This is a genomic window from Paenibacillus lycopersici (assembly GCF_010119935.1).
In the GTDB taxonomy this organism is placed as follows: Bacteria; Bacillota; Bacilli; order Paenibacillales; family Paenibacillaceae; genus Paenibacillus_Z; species Paenibacillus_Z lycopersici.
In genome coordinates this window covers 3983968-4003869 of record NZ_CP048209.1, presented here as the reverse complement: position 1 = coordinate 4003869, position 19902 = coordinate 3983968, and the positions used below count along the sequence as shown (strand labels likewise).

At 60.4% G+C, this 19902-nt stretch carries 20 protein-coding genes; 17 read left to right on the top strand and 3 right to left on the bottom strand.

Annotated elements, in window-relative coordinates; genetic code table 11:
- Nucleotides 1–51 precede the first annotated feature (51 nt).
- Nucleotides 52–1221, bottom strand: coding sequence for a CynX/NimT family MFS transporter (locus GXP70_RS17585; protein ID WP_318652438.1), 1170 nt, complete (start codon nt 1219–1221; stop codon nt 52–54).
- A 70-nt stretch (nt 1222–1291) separates the two neighbouring features.
- Entirely contained in the window at nt 1292–1981 is a 690-nt protein-coding gene (locus tag GXP70_RS17580) for a FadR/GntR family transcriptional regulator (RefSeq protein ID WP_162358037.1), read from the bottom strand.
- Nucleotides 1982–2245: 264 nt separating this feature from the next.
- Between GXP70_RS17580 and GXP70_RS17575 the strand changes: the two genes are divergently transcribed.
- The 9 genes from GXP70_RS17575 to GXP70_RS17535 all read left to right on the top strand — a co-directional run bounded on the left by GXP70_RS17575 (nt 2246) and on the right by GXP70_RS17535 (nt 12231).
- Complete coding sequence (locus tag GXP70_RS17575) at nt 2246–2956, top strand: N-acetylmuramoyl-L-alanine amidase family protein (RefSeq protein ID WP_162358036.1); 711 nt, start codon at nt 2246–2248, stop codon at nt 2954–2956.
- 115 nt (nt 2957–3071) lie between these two features.
- Nucleotides 3072–3770, top strand: coding sequence for a response regulator transcription factor (locus tag GXP70_RS17570; RefSeq protein ID WP_162358035.1), 699 nt, complete (start codon nt 3072–3074; stop codon nt 3768–3770).
- Nucleotides 3771–3774: 4 nt separating this feature from the next.
- The gene (locus GXP70_RS17565; protein ID WP_162358034.1) at nt 3775–5238 is read left to right on the top strand and encodes a sensor histidine kinase; all 1464 of its coding nucleotides are present in this window, start codon (nt 3775–3777) and stop codon (nt 5236–5238) included.
- Nucleotides 5235–6395, top strand: a complete 1161-nt coding sequence (locus GXP70_RS17560) for a hypothetical protein (RefSeq protein ID WP_162358033.1) — start codon at nt 5235–5237, stop codon at nt 6393–6395. Before GXP70_RS17565 ends, GXP70_RS17560 begins: the two co-directional genes overlap by 4 nt.
- Nucleotides 6396–6602: 207 nt before the next feature.
- Nucleotides 6603–8057 (top strand): ABC transporter substrate-binding protein, encoded by a 1455-nt coding sequence (locus GXP70_RS17555; protein WP_162358032.1) that lies wholly within the window; start codon nt 6603–6605, stop codon nt 8055–8057.
- Nucleotides 8050–8931 carry a carbohydrate ABC transporter permease gene (locus tag GXP70_RS17550; RefSeq protein ID WP_162358031.1) on the top strand — a complete coding sequence of 294 codons (882 nt, stop codon included), beginning with the start codon at nt 8050–8052 and terminating at the stop codon, nt 8929–8931. The genes GXP70_RS17555 and GXP70_RS17550 overlap by 8 nt, the downstream gene beginning before the upstream one ends.
- 25 nt (nt 8932–8956) lie before the next feature.
- Complete coding sequence (locus GXP70_RS17545) at nt 8957–9826, top strand: carbohydrate ABC transporter permease (RefSeq protein WP_162360531.1); 870 nt, start codon at nt 8957–8959, stop codon at nt 9824–9826.
- Nucleotides 9827–9841: 15 nt separating this feature from the next.
- Nucleotides 9842–10984, top strand: coding sequence for an efflux RND transporter periplasmic adaptor subunit (locus tag GXP70_RS17540; RefSeq protein ID WP_162358030.1), 1143 nt, complete (start codon nt 9842–9844; stop codon nt 10982–10984).
- A 1025-nt stretch (nt 10985–12009) separates the two neighbouring features.
- Nucleotides 12010–12231, top strand: coding sequence for a cold-inducible protein YdjO-related protein (locus GXP70_RS17535; RefSeq protein WP_162358029.1), 222 nt, complete (start codon nt 12010–12012; stop codon nt 12229–12231).
- A gap of 33 nt (nt 12232–12264) precedes the next feature.
- Here the strand turns inward: GXP70_RS17535 and GXP70_RS17530 are convergent, their stop codons facing one another.
- The gene (locus tag GXP70_RS17530; protein ID WP_225442458.1) at nt 12265–13164 is read right to left on the bottom strand and encodes a DNA-3-methyladenine glycosylase 2; all 900 of its coding nucleotides are present in this window, start codon (nt 13162–13164) and stop codon (nt 12265–12267) included.
- Nucleotides 13165–13508: 344 nt separating this feature from the next.
- Here GXP70_RS17530 and GXP70_RS17525 point away from each other — a divergent pair, with 344 nt between their 5' ends.
- The 8 genes from GXP70_RS17525 to GXP70_RS17490 all read left to right on the top strand — a co-directional run bounded on the left by GXP70_RS17525 (nt 13509) and on the right by GXP70_RS17490 (nt 19838).
- Nucleotides 13509–14075, top strand: a complete 567-nt coding sequence (locus GXP70_RS17525) for an Ada metal-binding domain-containing protein (RefSeq protein WP_225442457.1) — start codon at nt 13509–13511, stop codon at nt 14073–14075.
- A gap of 36 nt (nt 14076–14111) precedes the next feature.
- Nucleotides 14112–14651, top strand: a complete 540-nt coding sequence (locus tag GXP70_RS17520) for a methylated-DNA--[protein]-cysteine S-methyltransferase (protein ID WP_162358026.1) — start codon at nt 14112–14114, stop codon at nt 14649–14651.
- Entirely contained in the window at nt 14648–15970 is a 1323-nt protein-coding gene (locus GXP70_RS17515) for a sensor histidine kinase (protein ID WP_162358025.1), read from the top strand. The genes GXP70_RS17520 and GXP70_RS17515 overlap by 4 nt, the downstream gene beginning before the upstream one ends.
- A 10-nt stretch (nt 15971–15980) precedes the next feature.
- Nucleotides 15981–16616 carry a response regulator transcription factor gene (locus tag GXP70_RS17510; RefSeq protein ID WP_162358024.1) on the top strand — a complete coding sequence of 212 codons (636 nt, stop codon included), beginning with the start codon at nt 15981–15983 and terminating at the stop codon, nt 16614–16616.
- Nucleotides 16617–17275: 659 nt separating this feature from the next.
- Nucleotides 17276–18352, top strand: a complete 1077-nt coding sequence (locus GXP70_RS17505; protein ID WP_162358023.1) for a DoxX-like family protein — start codon at nt 17276–17278, stop codon at nt 18350–18352.
- 4 nt (nt 18353–18356) lie between these two features.
- Entirely contained in the window at nt 18357–19034 is a 678-nt protein-coding gene (locus GXP70_RS17500) for a DUF4166 domain-containing protein (protein WP_162358022.1), read from the top strand.
- 79 nt (nt 19035–19113) lie between these two features.
- Nucleotides 19114–19410, top strand: coding sequence for a DUF6509 family protein (locus GXP70_RS17495; protein ID WP_162358021.1), 297 nt, complete (start codon nt 19114–19116; stop codon nt 19408–19410).
- Nucleotides 19411–19505: 95 nt separating this feature from the next.
- Nucleotides 19506–19838, top strand: a complete 333-nt coding sequence (locus GXP70_RS17490; RefSeq protein ID WP_162358020.1) for a hypothetical protein — start codon at nt 19506–19508, stop codon at nt 19836–19838.
- Nucleotides 19839–19902 lie beyond the last annotated feature (64 nt).

Here is a 19902-nt window from a genome sequence, read left to right as displayed (position 1 = left end):
GAAGACGAAGAAGAGCGCAAGAAGCAATGTCTTCTTGCGCTCTTCCGGATTTTATTCAGGCTTGAAAAGATACGATCCGCCTCTCGCGGGCGCGGTCCCGACGAGGAGAAGCAGCAGCGCGGCGGCGGCCAGCAGGAACATCGGCAGCGTCCAATTGCGGACGGCGTCGTGCAACACGCCGAACAGGAACGGCCCGACCGCGGCGAGCAAATAGCCGACAGACTGGGCCATGCCCGAGATCTCGGACGCTTCCCTCGCGGTTCGCGTGCGCAGGCTGAAGAACATCATCGCGAGACTGAAGGACGTGCCGCCGGCGACGCCAAGCGCGAGGACCGCTATCGAAGTCATGACCGGATTGCCGTCCGCGGCCAGCAAGCCGGCAAAGCCGGCTAAGTAGAAGCAGCAGGTCAGCACAAGCAGCCCCAATTGGCTCTTCAGCCGGCCCGCGATGATCGGAATCAGGAACGCGAACGGCATCAAGCCGACCTGCAGCAGCGACAGCATGTACCCGGATTCCACGTTGCTCATGCCTTGGGACAGCAGCATATCGGGCAGCCACGCGACGAAGACGTAGAAGATGAATGATTGCAGTCCCATGAAGAGGGTAATTTGCCAGGCGAGCCTCGAACGCCATACGTTCTGTTTCCTGTCCGCCGCAGCCGCCGAGGTGACGGCCGCCGTACGATTATGCCTTAATTGCGGTATCCAGGCGCCGAGCGCAAGGACGCCGATAAACGCGACGGCGAGGAATGTTCCGCGCCAGCCCAGGCTCGTGCCGTTCGCGATCGGCGCGCTGACGGCCGATGCGGCCGCGGCGAAGACATTCATCGAGATGGAGTAGATTCCTGTCGTCAAGCCTAGACGCCGGGGAAATTCCTTCTTGATCATCGCGGGAAGCAGGACATTGCCGGAGGCGATGCCAAGGCCCGTAAGCACGGTGCCGGCGAGCAGAGCCGAGACGCCGCCGGCATCGCGGACAAGGCTGCCGGCAACCATTGCGATCAGGGCGACGAACAGCGTGTATTCCATGCCGAACCTGCGCGCAAGGCGCGGCACGAACGGCGACAAGCCGGCGAAGGCGAGCAGGGGAAGCGTCGTCAGCATGCCTGCCAATGTGCCGGAAATCGGAAAATCGCTGCGGATCAGCCCGATCAGCGGGCTGACCGACGTAAGCGGCATTCGCAGGTTGGCGGCGATCAAGACGATGCCGGCGAGCAGCATCGCCGCATTGCGGCTGCGGGCAGGCTGTGCGTAAGCTTTGGCGAGCGTTTGTGTATTCGTTGCTGTCATGTCATGGGGTCTCCGTTTCTGCCGTTTCGTGCAACATGGATTTGGTCAAGGCGATATAGGCGTCGACTTCCTGCTCGGCCGCGGCCGCATTGCGATTCGAGATGGCCGCCACGAGCCCCGGATGGCCAGTAATCGCATCGTTGGAGAATTCCGTCGTGCTCGCGATAGACACCTGGATTTCCTCGAACAGGCTGGTGTAGATGTCAAGCAATAACGCATTATGGGAAGCGGCGACGATGGCCTGGTGCAGCTGCCAGTCCGCGCTGACGAATGCTTCGAGGTTCTGAGCGCGGAACGCGGCAATGCATGCCGCGTTGGCGTGCCTGATCCGTTCGAGATCTTGCTCCGTCCGGTTCGAGCAGGCGAGCGATGCCGCCTGACGATCCAAGGCGTGTCTGACCTCGAGCGTCTCCAGCACCGAGGAGCGCTGCATGCGCTTCTGCAGGATCGCGTTCAGTTCGCTCGTCGCCGCCACGAAGGTGCCGTCGCCCTGCTTCGTCTCCAGCATGCCGACATGGACCATCGCCCGGGTGGCTTCCCTGAGCGTATTGCGGCTGACGCCGAGCTGCGCCATCAGCTCCGGTTCGCTTGGAATGCGGGCGCCCAGCGGCCAAGTACCGTCGGCGATCATTCGTTCCATCTCGCCATAGGCTTGATCCGACAGCGAAATCCGGTTCAATTTATTCAACATGTATTCGTCCTCCTTATCAAACGTAGGATGTCTGATGATTGGTTGATTGTTTCATACTACCACTTCAGATCGTCCGCGTAAATAGGGACCGAGTGAATCGAGGGGCAGTCCGTCCAATAGAGCGGACCGCCCCTCTTGCCGGCATGTCCGGTCCGCCCGGCGAAGTCGGAGACATTTTGTTGACATCCCGTAGACGCCGCCGTGACATTCGGACGTTATGATGATGTTGAACTTACTGCGACTATCGCAAGCCGGGAGGACAACATGAAGAGAACGGGAAGCACGAAAGGGCTGGCCGGCTTTATTTTATTATTCTGCATCCTGATCGTGATCGGCTGCGCGCTAGCTGCGCAGAACGATCGTCGCTCCGGCATGAATATGCCGCTTGCGGATCGGCATGCCGGAGCAGGCATCGGCCCGGGAGAAGCCTCGGACAAGCCGTACAAGATCATGATCGATCCGGGCCACGGCGGCAAGGATCCGGGTTCGGAAGGCAGCGGCGGCGAATGGGAGAAGGACAGCAATCTCGCCCTTGCAGCGAAGCTGTACGACCTGTTGAAGCAAGATCCGGCGTTCGAGCCCCGTATGACGCGTACCGACGACACCTTCGTCGAACTTGACGACAGGGCCGCCATGGCGAATGACTGGCATGCGGATGTCATGATCTCGATCCACGGCAATGCTTTCGAAGACAAGACCGTCGCCGGTACGGAAACCTATTACCGGTTCGACGACGGACTTCGGCTGGCGGATATCATTCATAAGCAGCTGGTTGACGCGCTCGGCTTCGAGGACCGCGGCGTAAAGCAAGAATCGCTCAAGGTACTGTCGCTCAGCACGATGCCGGCGGTTCTGATCGAGCCTGGATATATTACGAATCCCGCGGAGGAAGCGGTCATGCTGAGCGGCGACGGACAATCGCGCGAGGCGCAGGCGATCGCGGACGGGCTGAAGCAATATTTCGGAGAACGCTGACGGCTGCGGGGTTCTGCTGGCGCCTGCTCGATTTTATTCAGGCGGGCAGCTATGCTACTATGGGCCTTACGAGGTACGCGCAAGCCATGCGGAACAGAACAAGGTGGGAGCCCGAATGGACAAAACGAAAATACTGATCATCGAAGACGAGGAAGCGATCGCGGATTTGCTGGCATACGGTCTGGAGCGGGAGGGCTTCCTCGCGCGCACGGCTTCGAACGGGGCGGACGGCCTCAAGGAGCTGGAGCGGTTCCGTCCGAATCTGCTGCTGCTCGACTGGATGCTTCCGGACCAGAGCGGCTTGGACATCTGCAAGAGGGTGACCGCGAACTATAATTTGCCGATCCTCATGATCACGGCGCGATCCGATATTACGGACAAAATTCTCGGCCTCGAATTCGGCGCCGACGACTATATTACGAAGCCGTTCGACCTTCGTGAAGTCATTGCCCGGATTCGCTCAATACTACGGCGGATCGCGCAGGCCGGCCAGATCGAAGATGCCGCGAGCGGCGATAACGTCATTCGCTTGCGCAACATCGACGTCGCGCCGGCCGAGCGGCTGGTTACGAAGGACGGCGAACCCGTCGAGCTGACGCCGAAGGAATTCGACCTGCTTCTGACGCTGCTCGGGAACCGGGGCAGGATCTATTCGCGGACGGAACTGCTTGATCTCGTCTGGGGCTACGATTTCCCCGGCGACACGCGAACCGTCGATACCCATATCCAGCGCCTGCGCAAGAAGCTCGATGCGGGGGATCTGATCACGACGGTGTTCGGCATCGGCTACAAATGCGAGAAAAGGGCGGATTGACGGCATGTTCCGGACGATAAGGGCCAAATTCGTCATCGGCTTCTTCGTGATCTTCGGGCTTGCTTTCGTCGTGCTTAACCTGACCCTGAAGGAAGTCATTCGGACGAGCAACCAGAAGATCATCGCCTCCGACCTGATCGGACTGAAGAACAACGGCAACGTCTATGTTCGGCAGGCGTTTCTCATTAACCATTTTACGAATAATAACCTGTACTTCGGTCAGATGGCCGAGGAGATGGTGGACGATCTGCATCGCGCCGCTTCGTGCGAAGTGGCCGCGTATACGGTCGACGGCATCCTCCTGTACGCCTCGGACGAAGTCGCGTTTGCCGGCCGGCCCGCGGACGATCTGAAGCAAGCGCTGAACGGCCGAACCGCCTATACGATCACGTACAAAGGCAGCGAAGGTTCCGTCTACTTCTCCTACCCGGTCATAATCGACGGCGTGAAGGTAGGCATTCTGCGCTACGCGGAAGACTTCTCCCCGCTGTACGAGCAGAGCGAGCGCATCTTGAACGTCGTCTTCGAGGTGGCGCTGGCGATATTCGCGGCGGCGTTTCTGTTCTCTTACTTGCTGTCCAGGCATATCACGATTCCGCTCGTCAAGCTGACGCGCGTATCAACGGAAGTCATCGGCGGGAACTTGAACGTTCGGAGCCGTATCAGGCGAAAGGACGAAATCGGGCGGCTGGCAGCCAATTTCAACGAAATGATCGGCCGGATCAGCAGCCAAATCGCCATGATCGCCCATGACCGCGACCGGTTGAAGCAGCTGAACGAACAGGAGAAACGGTTCTTCGACAACGTAACGCACGAGCTGAAGACGCCGCTGACGTCCATTCTGGGCTACGCCGAGTTAATTAGGGAGAACGGGACGAACGATCCCGCGTTCTTCGATAAAGGCATGAACCATATCGTGGACGAAAGCAGGCGGCTGCACGGCATGGTGTTGAATCTGCTCGAGGTTTCGCGGCGCCAAGCGGACCGGGAGGCTCTCGAGCTCGTCGAAGCCGGAACGATCCTGCGCGACGTATGCGACGCGATGGGCATTCGGGCGAAGCGGTACAACAAACGGATCGTTCCCGAAGCGAAAGACGCGCTGTACGTGCTCGGCCAAGGGGACAGGCTCCGGCAGCTCTTCATTAATCTGCTCGACAACGCGATCAAGTACAGCTCGCCGCGTTCGGACATCGCGGTCTCGGCCGATACGGACGCGTCTGCGGGGATCGTATGGTTCGAATTCGCCAATCCGGGCGAAACGCTGTCTTCCGGCCAGCTGTCCGCCGTGTTCGAGCCTTTCAATTCGGGGGACCGCCGATTCAAGGAAGAAGGCAGCGTCGGGCTCGGCCTCAGCATCGTGAAAGCGATCGTGGACGATCACGGAGGGACGATCGCCATCCGCTCCGATGAGCGGCGTACGACCGTCCGCGTGGAGCTGCCCGCCGCGGGAAGGGAGGAAGGACGATGACGAAGCTGCGACGGCGCTGTACGCTCTTCGCGTTGGCGGCGCTTATCCTGCTGCTGACTTCCGGCTGCATGGGCGGTCCGCGATCGGAGACGATCGTGATCCCCGGCACGGACGACGATCAAATGAACAGCGGGGCGACCACCGGTCAGTCCTTCCGGGTGAAAACCATCTACCGGCTGCCGGCTTCCGCCGCGAACGGCGCGCAGCTGCTGGGGTGGGCGAACAACGCCGATCTCGTCGCGCTGAGCGCGGAGAGCCGGGCAGCGACGAGCACCGGGCTTCAGCTGCAGCGTCTCGCGCCTCCTTACGAGCAATTCCAGCCGATGGAAGGCACGGTTCCAGCTGCCGGCTGGTACGCCTTATCGCCGGACGGAACGCGGACGGCATTCATTGCGAAGGCGAAGACCGGTACCGAATTGACGCTGGCGTCGTTAACGGACGGGAAATCGGCGCACATGGCCGCGCCGCCGAACGGGCAATGGCAGATGCTCTCGGGCAGCTTGAGCTGGTCGAACAACGGCCGGTTCGTCTCGTATCTCGTCGTCTCGGCGGAAGAGAGGGGGCAGCTGCGCATCGTCGTTTGCGATACGGTTGATCGTACGGCCGAGCTGTACCCGCTGACGGGACTGCAGTCGTACGGCGAGCTCATCAAGGTCGCGCTGTCGGACGACGGCAGCGGCGCGTTAATCGATACCGGGAAGACGGTCGCGTTCGCCAAGCGGAACGGGGACGGGTATGCCGTTCAATACGACCGCCCTTCAGGCTTCGGCGAGAGCGCCTGGGTCGGCGAGAGCCAGTTCGCGTTCCTGGGCTCTGACGGCACGCTGTTCCAATACGACATCCGCAACGGAGAGCTGTCCGTGCTGCTGGAGAAGGTCGACAGCTTCCGGCTGTCGGCGGATCGCAAGTCGATTGCGTATACGCAGGACGAGAAGGATACGATCTTCGCGGGCAAGCTGCAGGGCAACAATATCCTGTACAGCGAGGCGGTCTATCAAGGCGTCTACCCGCTGCGGATGGACTGGAGCCTGGACGGCGGCGCGCTGCTGGTCGATGGGCGCAAACGATATGCCCATGCCGCGGCGCAAGGCATGCCGGCAGTCGAGTCGAACCCGGTCGTCGATCAGCTGCCGTTCATCATTCGGTTTCGATCTTAACAGGAGCAGTGCGACAGCGCCTGCTTCTTCTACCGTTAGCCGCGGCAGGTTGGGCGATCGTTCCGTCCGGCCTGCCGTTTTGTTTGAAATTCGGAGACATTTTGTTCGCAACCGGTCGAAGTTTCGGAGACATCTCTCCTCTAAGCTGTGGATGTGCCCGCCAAGCGGGCATAATCGATTCCGAGCGAAGGAGAAGGAGATCAGACCATGAATAAAATCGGCACGAGCCTGATGGCGAGCTGTATGCTTGCGCTTGCCTTAACGGCTTGCGGGAGCGGAGAAGGAACGGGCGGCGGCGCTTCTTCCGGCAATGCGTCATCCGGGGGCAAGGCGGCGGCAGGCACGGCGGACGAGCGCGGCGGGAAGGACGCGGCGAACGGAGCAGAAGGGTCGAACGGGAGCGCGGGCGGCAAGAAGACGATCGTGTTCTCGACCTTCTGGCATGACGACAAGTACGAGGACGCGAAGAAGAACTATGAAGCGCTGCATCCCGACGTCGAGATCAAGCTGGAACACGTCGATTCCACGGATGCGACGCTGGAAGCCGATATCGAGAAATACGTGACGTCGACGAACGCGGCGATGCTGGCGGGCAAAGGTCCCGACGTTCTCGAGACGGACCTGCTGCCCGCGGACAATTACGTCAAGCATCATCTGCTGGCGGACCTGAACCCGATGATGAAGCAGGATTCGGGCTTTCGCAAGGACGATTACTTCGGCAATGTCCTGGACAACGTCCGCGTAGGCGGCTCGCTCTACGAGATGCCGCTCTCCTTCTTCCTGATGGGCTTCGCGGGCGACGCGGACGCCATTGCCGATACCGGGGCGAAGTTCGACGATCTGGCTTGGTCCTGGAACGATTTCGCCAAGACGGCGGAGGCACTGACGGCGAACGGGCCGCTGCCTTCCGCGCTGTCGTATTCAAGCCCCGAATATTTGCTGGGCGAAATGGTCGGCGATAATTACGGCTTGTTCATGGATGAAGCGGAGCATAAGGCGCATTTCGACTCGGCGTCTTTCACGGGGCTGATGAAGCAGGTGAAGACGTTGTACGACGACGGCGTCGTCTCTAACCTGGGCCGAGGCGCGAATGCGTATTTCCGGAGCGTCCAGATCAATTCGCCGAAGGATTACCTGGAAACGATGCAGGGCATCGCGCTCGGCGTGAAGGTGACCCATAAGGAGCTCGGCAACCGAATGAAGCTGTACGCCAAGCCCCATGCGCAGGACACCGCGGCAGGCGGTTATTTCAAAACGTACCGGAACGTCGCCATTGCCGACAATTCCAAGGTGAAGAAGGAAGCTTGGGATTTCGTCAAGTACCTGACGTCGGAAGCGGTGCAGGCCCCGTCGAACGCGACCGGATTCCCGATCAACAAAGCCGCTTATGCCAAGCAGATCCAGGCGTTGAAGGCGCAAGGGTCGTTCGGGTCGTATCCCGAAGGGCCTCTGCAAGGCGAAGCCGTCCAGGTGGACGACGGCATGCTGGACGGATTGAACGGTTACGTGAACGGCGCCGTCCATTCCGTCCGGGATACCGGTTCCGACAAGGTATGGGAAATCGTCACCACGGAAGCCAAAGCTTACTTTACCGGGCAGAAGTCGGCGGAGGATGTCGCGAATCTCGTTCAGAACAAAGTGACGACATACCTCAATGAGTAGAACGGCGCCGTTCGCGCGGCTGCGGAAGGACGGCTTCCAGGCGCTTTGGTTCCTGCTGCCCAGCGCGGCCGGCTTTGCGCTCTTCTATCTCGCTCCGTTCCTGCTCGGCCTGTACGAATCGTTCACGGACGGCGCGCTCGCCGGGAAGTTCGTCGGCTTCCGCAATTACGCCGAGCTGCTGGACAGCGAATCCTTCCTCAAGGCCGCGGGGAACACGCTGATATTCGCCGGCATCGGCGTTCCGCTGCTGATCGCGCTGTCGCTGACGCTTGCGCTGCTGCTGAACAGGCCGCTCTATGCGCGAGGCTGGCTTCGGTCATCGATCATGCTGCCGCTCGTCGTGCCCGTCGCATCGGTCGTAACCGTATGGCAGCTTTTTTTCGATTGGAACGGCACGCTGAATGCCTGGCTGCATCAGCTTGGGAAGGAGCGGATCGACTGGCTGCAATCGAATGGGTCGATGAGCGTCATCGTCGCCATGTTTGTCTGGAAGAACGCCGGCTATAACATGGTCTTGTTCCTGGCCGGCCTGCAGTCCATCCCGAAGGATTACTATGAGACGGCGTCCATCGAGGGAGCGGGCCGATTCCGGCAATTTCGAACGATCACGCTCGTGTATTTGACGCCGACGATGTTCTTCGTCCTGCTCATCTCGATCGTCAACTCGTTCAAGGTGTTTCGGGAGACGTATCTGCTGGCGGGCGATTATCCTTACGACCGGCTGTACATGCTGCAGCACTACATGAACAACATGTTCTACGTACTCGACGTGCAGAAGCTGACGGCCGCGGCCGTGCTGATGGTCGGCTGCATCGTCCTGCTGGCGATGGGCCTGCTCCGCATCGAGCGCCGGTTCAGGGACAACACGGAATAGAGAGGGGCGGTCCAATTTGAAAGGCATGGCAAAGCTGCCGCGTCTCGCGCTGTCGCTGGCGATCGGAGCGTTCGCGGGAGCGATGTTGATTCCGGTCCTGCTCACATTCACGAATTCCTTGATGACGCAAGCGGAAATCGGCCGGAATTACGATCTGCTCGGACGGATGGTCGATACCGCGCATGGCGGCAGGGACGCGTTCGTCAATCTGAAGCTGCTTCCCGATTGGCTGACATTCGCGCAGTACGCGCAGGTGCTCGTTCTCAGTCCGAAGTATATGAGCATGTTCTGGCATTCGGTCCTGCTGGTCGTGCCGATCGTTGCCGGACAGGCTGCCGTCGCCTCGCTGGCGGCCTATGCATTCGCCAAATTGCGCTTCTTGGGACGGGACAAGCTGTTCGCGGTCTATCTGATGACGATGCTGATGCCGTTCCAGGTTACGCTCGTGCCGAACTATTTGGTGATCGACAAGCTCGGCCTGATGAATCATGCGTCTGCGATCATTCTGCCGGGCATCTTCGGCGCTTTCGGCGTCTTCATGATGCGGCAGTTCATGTCGCATATTCCGATGGCTTACGTCGAAGCCGCCAAAATCGACGGCGCCGGTCATTGGACGATCTTCGCGCGCATCGTGCTTCCGCTTGCCAAGCCGGGGCTGGCCGCATTGGCGGTGCTCTTGTTCATCGACTATTGGAACATGATCGAACAGCCGCTCATTTTCCTGCAGGACAAGGCGAAGCAGCCGCTGTCGCTCTATTTGGCGCAGATCAACGCCTCGGCGCGGGGCATCGGGTTTGCCGCATCCGTGCTATATATGGCCCCGGCTGTGCTGCTGTTCCTGTATGCGGAGTCGTATTTCGTGGCGGGCATTCAGCAATCGGGCATCAAAGGTTAATCGGGAGTGGTGGTCATGGAAGAATTGGTTATCCGGTCGAGGAAGCGGAAGATCCGTCTCGCAGCCGGACTGTTCGTCGTCCTGCTCATTGCTTTCACGCTGGCAGGCAACACGCTGCGCTCCTTGTCCTTGCCGAAAGTTTATATGGCGGCAGCAGCGGAGGGACAGGTGACCCATAGATACGAAGGCACCGCGGCGGTTGAGCCCGGCGAGACGATAGCGCTTGCGAATCCGGCAGGATGGAAGGCGGCGAATGTCCTTGTCAAGCAAGGCGACCGCGTGCACGACGGACAGACGCTGGTCGAATACAACGATGACGATGCGCAGCTGCAGCTCGCGGATTTGAAGGCAAGCCTGAAGAAGCTCGAGCTGTCGATGAACCAATTGCATGCCGATTATATCGCGGCGGCGAACGGAGGGGGCGAGAGCGCGATAATCGGCGCCGGCAACGCGATCGAGACGGCGAAGCTGGATATCGCGACCGAGCAGCAGCATATTGCCAACCTGCAGAAGAGCATCGCCGCGAACGGCCGATTGACGGCCCCGTTCGACGGAATCGTCATGCAGGTCAATGCGGCGGAAGGCTCCTTCCCGCAAGGGGGAGCGGATATTGTCTTGTCGAATACGGCCAAGGGCTACCGGATTCAACTGGCGGTGCCCGCCGATACGGCCGACTTGCTCGAAATCGGCGAGACGATGGACGGTGTCTCGCTCGACGAGCCGGGCGGCAAGCCGCTTTCGGGAACGGTCTCGGCAATCGACCAGATGGCCGTGTCCGGCGATCCGGTTCTAACGGAAAGCGGCGATCCGGGCGCAAACGCGGGCAAAACCGGTTCGCGCATGGTGACGATCGCGCTCAAGGACGAGTCGATTCGCGGCGGAGAGCGAGTCATTGTGAAGCTGTCCAAGTCCGCAGGCGTTCCGCTGGTTACGGTGCCCGCCAAGGCCGTCCATCAGGATGAACGGGGCGCATATGTCTATACGCTGAGGGAAGAAAGCGGGCCGCTCGGCAACGCTTATTACGCGGCGGAGACGCCGGTTCGAATCATCGATGCCAACGCTTACGTGATGGCCGTGGACGGGGACTTGTTCGCGGAGCAGGAGGTCGTCGTCGACAGTTCCGGCTACTTGACGGACGGCGTTCGCGTTCGAAGATGACGCACTGGCAGTACGGTTCAGGCGATGATTGGCGTGAGGTTTAGATGAAGGATCAGCTGTAATAGAACAGGGGATGTATGCGAATAAGACGGTTGTCGATCCGGTTAGCGGATGGTCAGCCGTCTCTTTGCTTTTCCTCATAAATCCATTTATATCGCCCAAGCCGAATGTCCTGGCCTGCCTGCCGACGATGGCCGGCGGTGCGTAATTATAGCGGATATCGGAAACATTAACGAAGAAGAAGGCCTTTAGAGAAAGAGCGAGACCTGCGGAACCGGAGTTCGGGAACGAGTTTCTTATGGAGATGCGTGCGGGGCCGAACAAGACGGTGTGACAGATAGAATGCTGGCGATTATAATAGAATAGGCAATAGCGCGGGGGACGTCCGTCTTGGCGTTCCAGGTTTCTTCCGTCATGGCGATGATGGGATCGAAGCCGAGGAGCGAAGAAGCGGATGACGGAAGCGCCGGGCGGTATCGAAGTCATGGGAAAGTTTGCACAAGGCGGTATCGGATCGTGAACGGACGTCAGGCTGCGGGACAGCGGCATGAAGCGCTGCCGCGATGAAGCCCGGCTGCAGCAGAACGAACCATTGGCTTCCGGGGGAGAACATACAATCCAGCGAGAGCGCCCATCCGACAATGTAACAGAGACAGGGGTGGAGAGCTTCGGACACATAGGTATACGATATGCCGAGGTCGGATGGGCGGCGGACAGCAGCTGCAGCTGTATGCGGTGAACACCATGGCGATGAATGAGAGCAGGTACGCTGGCATTGCCTGCGAGCCCTATTCGGGAGCGCCGATCCTCCCGGGCTTCTATCCCTCCGCGCACTCGGCGGCTGCATGCGTGATCCCTGACCGGATCGGAGTCGGGCATAGCAGCCGCTGCGCCACCGTTGATAACGATGTTTGTTATCGAACCGGGTACAATGCGGAGCAGCACAACATTCAATTCAGGGGATGTCGACGGAAGAATTAGAATCAACCTAGAATTTGCGCGATGAACGGAAAGGATGCTTACATGTGTCAACGACTGAAGAAGAGAAACCGAAACTAATCCCGACGAAGATTTGGAAATGCAAAAATCCGGAGTGCAAAGCGTGGGTCCGGGAGGAATTTGCCGCTAGCGAGCAGGCTTGCCCGATCTGCAAAGGCCCGATGCACCGCAGCATGAGGCATTTGCCGGCCGTTCAGAACAAAATCAAACGACAACCGAAGAAACCGAAATCGGAATTCGATCTATAAGCCGCCGCTCTGGCGGCTTTTCTTATGCCCGGACTAGTACAGCAGGCGCCATAGATAGAACGTCGCATATGCTTTCCAGTCGCCCCACGGCTCGGACAGCGACTTGATTTCGGCGACGGTCGGCTTCGCATCCCGGCCGAGCGCATGCTTGAGGGCGTTGTGCAGCCCGACGTCGTCGATCGGAAAAGCGGCCGGCATGCGGAGGCAGCGCATAAGCACGTAATTCGCCGTCCACGGACCGATGCCGCGGATGCGGATCAGCGCTTGCTCGATCGCCGCCCAATCCTCCAGCGCAAGCAGTCGTTCGCGGGACAAGCCGCCTTCCGCCATCAGCTGCGCGACGCCGATGACGTATTCCGCTTTGCGCCCCGTGAATTGCATGTCCCGCAGCTCGGCATGGCCGATCGAGGCGATGTCCCGCGGCGCCGGGAACGCCCAATAGCGCTCCCCGTTCCATTCCGCGTAAGCGCCGTATCGTTCCACGAACCGTCGTTTGAGCGTATAGGCGAAAGCGAGGTTGATCTGCTGGCCCATGATGCCCCAGCAGAGCGCTTCGAACAAGTCGTCGATTCCGACGATGCGCAATCCGGCGAACCGCCGGGCGGCGCCGGCCAATACGGCGTCTTGGGCGGCCATGGCGAGGAACGGCCGGAGATCCCGGTCCATATCGAACCAATTCCGCACATACGCGGCGATCGCATTCGAATAGGCGGCATCCGGCGGTTCCTTCAGCGCCGGGCATTGGATGACGAGCGAACCGTCGGGCTGCGACGCGGCTTGAATAAGGACCCGGTCATTCAGGAGGGGGATAAGCTTCGTGATCGTATGATTCTCGATCCGGTACAGACACTCATTGCCCGAGCGTTCCAGATAGCCGAGGATGTGGCCGAAATCGAACGCCGCCCGCGGCGGGATGATTATGTTAAGCGTCATGGATTCGTAATGCCTCCTTCTTCTTGGCGATGATGAGCTTGGCCCGAAGCGCGGGCACAATGATGAACTCATAATCGTGCGAACGTGCGATTGTGCAAATGATCAATTGGGCAAATGAGCAAAAGTGCAAAGGAGCAAATGAGCAAATAAGCAAAGGAGCAAATGAGTAAATGTGCAAAAAGCGGGCGTACCGATACTCGCGCCGCTTGTGCGGGCGTTGTTCCTCATGGTCTAGTTGTATCATATTTCGCGCGGGTTCGGCTTTCGTAATCTTGCTTTTCCATTCACGAGAGGTTACATGCGGGCTATCCGGCGGTGTATACTTTGCCTTGGAGGCGAGTGCCGTGGTAAGCGAAGACAACTGGTCCGCCATCGTCAATTGCGATGCCGGCCAAGATGGCAGGTTTTATTACAGCGTCAGCACGACGGGGATTTTCTGCCGGCCCTCCTGCAAGTCCAGGGCGCCCAAACGCGAGCATGTGCGCATCTTCGATACGGCGGCAGGGGCGGCAGCGGCGGGGTTTAGGCCATGCAAGCGATGCAAGCCCGACGGCCTGCGGCTGCCCGACGAGGAATGGGCCGAAGCCATCGCCGAGTCGATCCGGCTCCGTTACCCGGAGCGGATCACGCTGCAGTCGCTGGCGGAAGAGCAGCATGTGAGCCCATTTCATCTGCAGCGCACGTTCAAGCGGATCCAAGGGATGACGCCGGCCGCGCACTTGCTGCGCGTGCGGCTCGATGCGGCCCGAGCGCTGCTTCGCGATACGCGGCTTCCGGTGGCCGATGTCGGCGAACGGGTCGGGATACCGAACGCGGCGCATTTCGCGACCGTATTCCAACGCGCGGAGGGGCGCTCGCCGTCCCGGTATCGGCAAGCTCGCGCAGAGGCTCAAGGACAGGCAGAAGAATAACGAAATCGATTTCGGATCGGAAAGCGGGTCGGATGGATGAATAGCTTGTATTGGACACAGCTGGAAAGCGGGATGTGGAAATTATTCTTGGCGGCGACGGAGACGGGATTATGTTACGTGGGTTCGCCAGGCGCGCCGTTCAGCGAGCTTGAAGCATGGGCGGGGAAGAAGCTGCCTGATGCCGTGCTCGAGCGAAGCGATGCGGCACTGAAGCGGTACGCCGATGCGGTGGAGGCCTATTTGCAAGGCACGGCCAGGCGGTTCGAAGTCCCGCTGGACATGAAAGGGACGGCGTTCCAACAAGCGGTCTGGGAGGAGCTGCTCCGCATCCCGTACGGCGCCACATGCGCCTACGGCGATATCGCGTCGCGAATCGGACGGGACTCCGCGGTGCGCGCGGTCGGGACGGCGATCGGCGCGAATCCGGTGCTGATCGTCGTGCCATGCCACCGGGTCGTCGGCAAGGACGGCAGCCTGACCGGCTATCGCGGCGGCATGGAGGCGAAGGAAGCGCTGCTGCGTCTCGAAGGAGCGCCGATCGGGGCGATGACCGGGGCGGTGCGCGCGGCGAGATGATCTTCTACTTCATCGCCCTGTCGGCGGCCGGCGCCGTGCTGCTGCTCAGCCAGCCGCGGCAGGGGGCGAACCGCTGGGCGGCGTTCTTCTTGTTCTGCGCCGCCATCGGCGGCTTGGAGCAGACATTGCGCGACGCAGGCCTGGCGCATGCCGCCGATGCGGTCGTGTACGTCAACCAGACGTGCACGCCGTACGGCATCCTCGCGTTCAGCCTCGTCTATGCCGGTTATTTGCCGGCAGGACAGGGGGCTGCGCGGCTGCTGAAGCTCGCGCTCCTGCTGCCCGCGGCGGGCATGCTGGCGGTCACGCCGCTGTGGCCTGCGCTTCGGCTGGATTTTGGCTTGCTGCTCTGTTGGGTCGGGCCTTATTATGCCTTCTCTTGTTTCGTTCTGCTGCGCGCGCTGTGGAAGGAGCCGGATGCGGGCCGGCGGCGGAACCGCCTGATGACGACGCTGATCATCGTGCCTTCCGTCCTCGCGGCGCTCGTATTCATCAATGTGGCGCGGGTCATCGAGCCCGGGTTCGATTTCTTCGCGTATATCTCCATCTTCGTTCTTTACTCGCTCGCGATGGCGCTGTTATGCGTGTTCATCTACGGATTCCTGGGCGTGAAGCTGCGGATCGAGCGGGACCCGCTTGACGCGACCATGCAAGCCGTCAGCTCGGGAACGACGCTGCTGAACCATTCCATCAAGAACGAGATCGGCAAAATCTCGCTCAGCACGCTCAATCTGCGTCACCACCTGCCTGGCGCCGACGAGGAAACGAAGCGGCATCTTGCGATTATCGCCCAATCGTCCGAGCATATGCTGGAGATGGTGACGCGTATCCACCATCGAACGCGCGCGGTCGAGCTGCACGAAGCGCCCTGCGCGCTCGATGTCCTTGCGGAGGAGAGCTTGGCGAGATCTGCCGCATTGCTGGAGGACAAAGGGATTACGGCCGCGTTCAGCCCGCTGGAGCGTCCGACGCTGGTTCTCGATCCGATTCATGTCCGGGAAGCGCTCGGCAACCTGATCATGAATGCGGTTGAAGCGTTGGAGCACGGCGGACATGTGCAGATCGGGCTGGACGGCGATAAACGCAACGTTCGCTTGACCGTGGCCGACAACGGGCCGGGCATCCCGAAGGCGCTGCTTGGACGGGTGATGGAGCCGTTCTTCAGCACGAAGAGCCGCGCCGACAATTACGGGCTCGGCTTGTCCTATGTGTACAATGTCATGGCGCTGAGCGGCGGCGCGCTGGACATCAAGAGCGAGCCGGGCGGCGGAACCCGCGCGACGCTGATATTTCCGCGCGACAAACGAACGAAAGGATGAGGCGGAACGGATGAACACCATACGCGTGCTGCTGGTCGAAGACGATCTCGATTGGATAAAAGCGATCAGCACGTTTCTGAACCGGGAAGCGGACATGCTCGTCGTCGGAGCCGCGACGAATGCCGCGGAAGCCGCCGAACTTGCCCGGTCGCTCTCGTTCGACGTCGTGCTGATGGATATTCAGCTGACCGACCGCAAGCTGGAGGGCATCTATGCGGCGGTGGAAATCCACGAGCTGGCGCCGGCAGCGAAGATCATCATGCTGACGTCGATGAGCGAGGAGTCCGTCATGACGCAGGCGTTCACGGCAGGCGCCGTCAATTACATCGAGAAGACGAATTATCTCCATCTGCCGCACGCCATCCGCGCGGCGTACCGTCATTCGGCGCCCATGGACGCGCTGCTCAAGGAATTCGCGCGGTTGAAGCGGGAAGAACAGCTGAAGCCCCTGACCGCCGCCGAGCGCGAAGTGTTCGATCTCATCGAGGAGGGCTATACGCAGCCCCAAATCGAACGCAAGCTGTTCAAGGCCGAGAGCACGCTGAAGAATCAGGTCAACAAGATGCTGAAGAAGCTCGGCGTTCGCAGCAGCCGCGAAGCGGTGGAGAAGGTGAACCGGAAAGGGCTGTCGCCGGATGACAGGTAATTCGCAGCGGGGAAACAGGAAATGGCGGTTTACGGCCGTATTTTGGGGCATTTTCGACAAGCCGAGGTTCTACTGCCCGTATACCTCAGGCTGACCTGGAACGTTCGACGCCGTATGTGTTGAAGGGCTGCCTTCATCCGGACGGGCGGACAGAGGTTCCGTTATTTTGGCGAATCGGGGCTTTTGGGGTAGCGCACGGACGCAGGATCCGTTAATGACTCCGAATGACTTCGAAAACAGGTTAATCGGCCGATATAACGGATCCCCTGTCCGCCAACACACGGGAAAACGTGATCATGAAGGGATTAACGGATCTCCTGTCCGTTTCCTCGCTCGGCGGACGTACCGCGACCCGGCAGTCATGATGACGGCCGGGTCGCAGCTTCTGTGCAGTCCAGTCCATGCCCGCGAAGCGGCTGCAGGTTCTGTCCGTGCTCCAGGGCTCAAGTTGTCACGAGCCTGCCCGGAACGTCTATTATAGGCACTTCGATACTTTGAGGCGGGTGCGCTTGTGCAGCCGGCAGTTGCGGAGAGGTTCATCTGCACGCTGAGGTACTACAAACCGTAGTACCTCTTTGTGCTGCCGTTCTATGGAAGTTGGTTCTGCCGGAACGGCCGGATTCGCCGTTATACTTGCGCTAGAGAGGAGCTGAGCAGGAATGATGGACGGAAGAAAGCCGATCTACGTGGAAACGACGATACGCGCCGACATGGAAGCGCTGTGGGCACATACGCAGCGGCCGGAGCTGCATCGGCAGTGGGATTTGCGGTTCAGCGACATCGCCTATCTGCCGCGCACGAGCTCCGAAGCGCCGCAAGGGTTCACGTACAGCACCAGAATCGGGTTCGGACTGCGAATCGCCGGAACGGGCGAGACGCGTTCGCGCATCGCTTCGAAGCGCAATGCGCGGCTGTCGACGCTCGTATTCGGTTCCCGGCAGCCGTGGTCGCTTATTCGCACGGGGGCGGGATATTGGAAGTACACGGAGGCGGGCGAGAGCGGGAGCCGCGAAACGCCCGGACAGCCGGAACAGAGCGGACAGCCGGAACAGCCCGGAAAGTCCGAACAGGCCGAACAGGCCGAAAAGCCCGAACAGCCCGGACGGTCCGGACAGCCGGAACAGAGCGGCGGCGCAGGGCGCGAAATCCGCTTCGCGACCCAATACGATTACCGGACGCGCTTCGGCTGGACCGGGGCGGCGTTCGACCGCTGGCTGTTCCGGCCGCTGTTCGGGTGGGTGACCGCATGGAGCTTCGACGCGCTCCGCATCTGGCTCGAAGACGGCATACCGCCGCGGATGCTCGTCCGGCAAGCGTTGATTCACTACGGCTGCGCCGCCGCGCTGGCGCTGCTGTGGATCGGCCAGGGCCTGCTGCCGAAGCTGCTCTTCCCGGGTCACGGCGAGCTTGCCCTGATGCAGGAGGTCGGCTGGATTCCTGACCGCTGGGCGCCGCTGCTCGTCAAGCTGCTCGGCGCGGCCGAAGCCGGCATCGGCATCGCGTCGCTGCCGCTGCATCGGAGCCGCCCAGTGCTGCTGCTGCAAATGCTGTTGTTAGCGGCCATGGCGCTGGCGGCCGCCGCGGCCAGCCCCGGGCTGCTGGCGACGCCGTACAACCCGGCGGCGCTCGCGCTAGGGATGATCGCGCTCTGCTTCGCAGTGCTGCATACGCGCCTCGATCTTCCGCAAGCCAGGCGCTGCCGGAGAACGCCAAATCGATCCTACGGAGGGCGATGACGCTATGAAATCCATCTATGAACGCGTATTGGGCGCCTCGTTTCGAACGCTGCATCCGCGCATGCAGGAACGGTTCGGCTTCAACAGCCAAGACGGCGTCGCCTCGATCGGCAAAGGCGTCATGGAACGGATCTGGTACGCCAAATGGGCTTCGGCTCCGCTGCTGCTCGGTTCGACGCGCCGCATCATGTTCCCGCAGGCAGGCGAGAACATTCCGTTCACGGTCGCCAATTACGCCTATAGGGACAGCTTCGGGCGGGAAACCGTCACGTGGAGCCGGAGGTTCCGATTCCCGAACGGCGTGCGCAAATTCGACGCAACGATGATTTACAGCCCGGAAAGGCGGCGCATCGTCGATTACTTGGGCACGAAGCAGCATCTGGCCGTCGACTTGGCGCTGGACGTCTCGCCGAACGGAGGCATCCATATCCGCTCGGGCGAACAACGATTTTACGAGAAGTTGCTGCGGTTCCGTTTCCCGGAACGGTTGACCGGCGTTGCGGACGTCTATGAATGGTATGACGACGCGGCCGGCTGCTATCGCATTAAGGTCGATGTCAACAACCCCGTGCTGGGCCCGGTGTTCCGTTATGCCGGACGATTCCAGGCATCGCGGATCTCAATGGCGGACAAGCGCGTGCCGCAGGAGGCGCTGCCGGCGCGCGAGGAGTTCAGAGAGTGAAGCGCGCAGTCCCGCCGGTTCGTAAGTCGTCCCCAAACGCGGTATAATGGAGGCTACGACGTCTGGAAGGATGAGGAACATGATCGAGATCGAAGCCTATACCGTTGAGAAAATCAAAGATCCGTTCGGGATTTTGGCCGGGGAGCGGTATGAATTCAAATTGGACACGGAGGTTGCCGAGGACGACGATCTGTACGTCGAAGGCGGCTTGTATCTTCGGGTCATCTACCGCGCGGACGGCGACGGCGGCAGGGTCGTCAAGTACGAGCTGTACGAGCGGCTGACCGACAAATACGTCGACGCCGAGCTGGAGGACGAAGAAGAGCAGATGCTGGAAGCGTTCTGCGGCGCGCATTTCTCCGAAGCGGAGGAATAGAGGCTGCGCCGGGTTTCATGACGCGACGGCTCGTTTAATAAGGAATACGGCAAGCGGATAAGCGAGCCGAAACCAGTGATTAGGCGGTGAATGACATGACAGTCCATTATCTGTTGAATTGTTACAACAATCAAATTCTGGTGAAGCAGGAGCAGGTGAATGGCGAAGCCGATGCCTTCCATGTCAACATCCAAAGCAACAACAATCCGCTAAGTTTCGGCAACACGCTGTATACGGCTTCGTCCAAAGAGCAGGCCGTGCGAATTGCCGACCAGCTTTGCGAGTTCTACTCGTTAGCCAGAACGAACGGCTATCGCCTGGAAGGAACGATTTTCCGCAGCGAGAACAAGCCCGACATCGCGGTCGAGTACGTGCTGAACGTCGAACGCACGGCCGACGAGCTGCACAAGCTGCTCCAGGGCGCATAGGCCGCGTTTGCGCAGGCCTGCATATGCCGAACCGAATACATCCCGTACAAGCGCAGGGCCTTTC

What these genes read in the sequence shown, in the direction of transcription:
- GXP70_RS17585 (WP_318652438.1), bottom strand. Translation starts at nt 1,221, where the DNA reads ATGCTGCTCGCCGGCATCGTCTTGATCGCCGCCAACCTGCGAATGCCG.
- GXP70_RS17565 (WP_162358034.1), top strand. Translation starts at nt 3,775, where the DNA reads ATGTTCCGGACGATAAGGGCCAAATTCGTCATCGGCTTCTTCGTGATC.
- GXP70_RS17515 (WP_162358025.1), top strand. Translation starts at nt 14,648, where the DNA reads ATGATCTTCTACTTCATCGCCCTGTCGGCGGCCGGCGCCGTGCTGCTG.
- GXP70_RS17545 (WP_162360531.1), top strand. Translation starts at nt 8,957, where the DNA reads ATGGCAAAGCTGCCGCGTCTCGCGCTGTCGCTGGCGATCGGAGCGTTC.
- GXP70_RS17500 (WP_162358022.1), top strand. Translation starts at nt 18,357, where the DNA reads ATGAAATCCATCTATGAACGCGTATTGGGCGCCTCGTTTCGAACGCTG.
- GXP70_RS17510 (WP_162358024.1), top strand. Translation starts at nt 15,981, where the DNA reads ATGAACACCATACGCGTGCTGCTGGTCGAAGACGATCTCGATTGGATA.
- GXP70_RS17495 (WP_162358021.1), top strand. Translation starts at nt 19,114, where the DNA reads ATGATCGAGATCGAAGCCTATACCGTTGAGAAAATCAAAGATCCGTTC.
- GXP70_RS17560 (WP_162358033.1), top strand. Translation starts at nt 5,235, where the DNA reads ATGACGAAGCTGCGACGGCGCTGTACGCTCTTCGCGTTGGCGGCGCTT.
- GXP70_RS17490 (WP_162358020.1), top strand. Translation starts at nt 19,506, where the DNA reads ATGACAGTCCATTATCTGTTGAATTGTTACAACAATCAAATTCTGGTG.
- GXP70_RS17530 (WP_225442458.1), bottom strand. Translation starts at nt 13,164, where the DNA reads ATGACGCTTAACATAATCATCCCGCCGCGGGCGGCGTTCGATTTCGGC.
- GXP70_RS17580 (WP_162358037.1), bottom strand. Translation starts at nt 1,981, where the DNA reads ATGTTGAATAAATTGAACCGGATTTCGCTGTCGGATCAAGCCTATGGC.
- GXP70_RS17555 (WP_162358032.1), top strand. Translation starts at nt 6,603, where the DNA reads ATGAATAAAATCGGCACGAGCCTGATGGCGAGCTGTATGCTTGCGCTT.
- GXP70_RS17570 (WP_162358035.1), top strand. Translation starts at nt 3,072, where the DNA reads ATGGACAAAACGAAAATACTGATCATCGAAGACGAGGAAGCGATCGCG.
- GXP70_RS17520 (WP_162358026.1), top strand. Translation starts at nt 14,112, where the DNA reads ATGAATAGCTTGTATTGGACACAGCTGGAAAGCGGGATGTGGAAATTA.
- GXP70_RS17540 (WP_162358030.1), top strand. Translation starts at nt 9,842, where the DNA reads ATGGAAGAATTGGTTATCCGGTCGAGGAAGCGGAAGATCCGTCTCGCA.
- GXP70_RS17550 (WP_162358031.1), top strand. Translation starts at nt 8,050, where the DNA reads ATGAGTAGAACGGCGCCGTTCGCGCGGCTGCGGAAGGACGGCTTCCAG.
- GXP70_RS17505 (WP_162358023.1), top strand. Translation starts at nt 17,276, where the DNA reads ATGATGGACGGAAGAAAGCCGATCTACGTGGAAACGACGATACGCGCC.
- GXP70_RS17575 (WP_162358036.1), top strand. Translation starts at nt 2,246, where the DNA reads ATGAAGAGAACGGGAAGCACGAAAGGGCTGGCCGGCTTTATTTTATTA.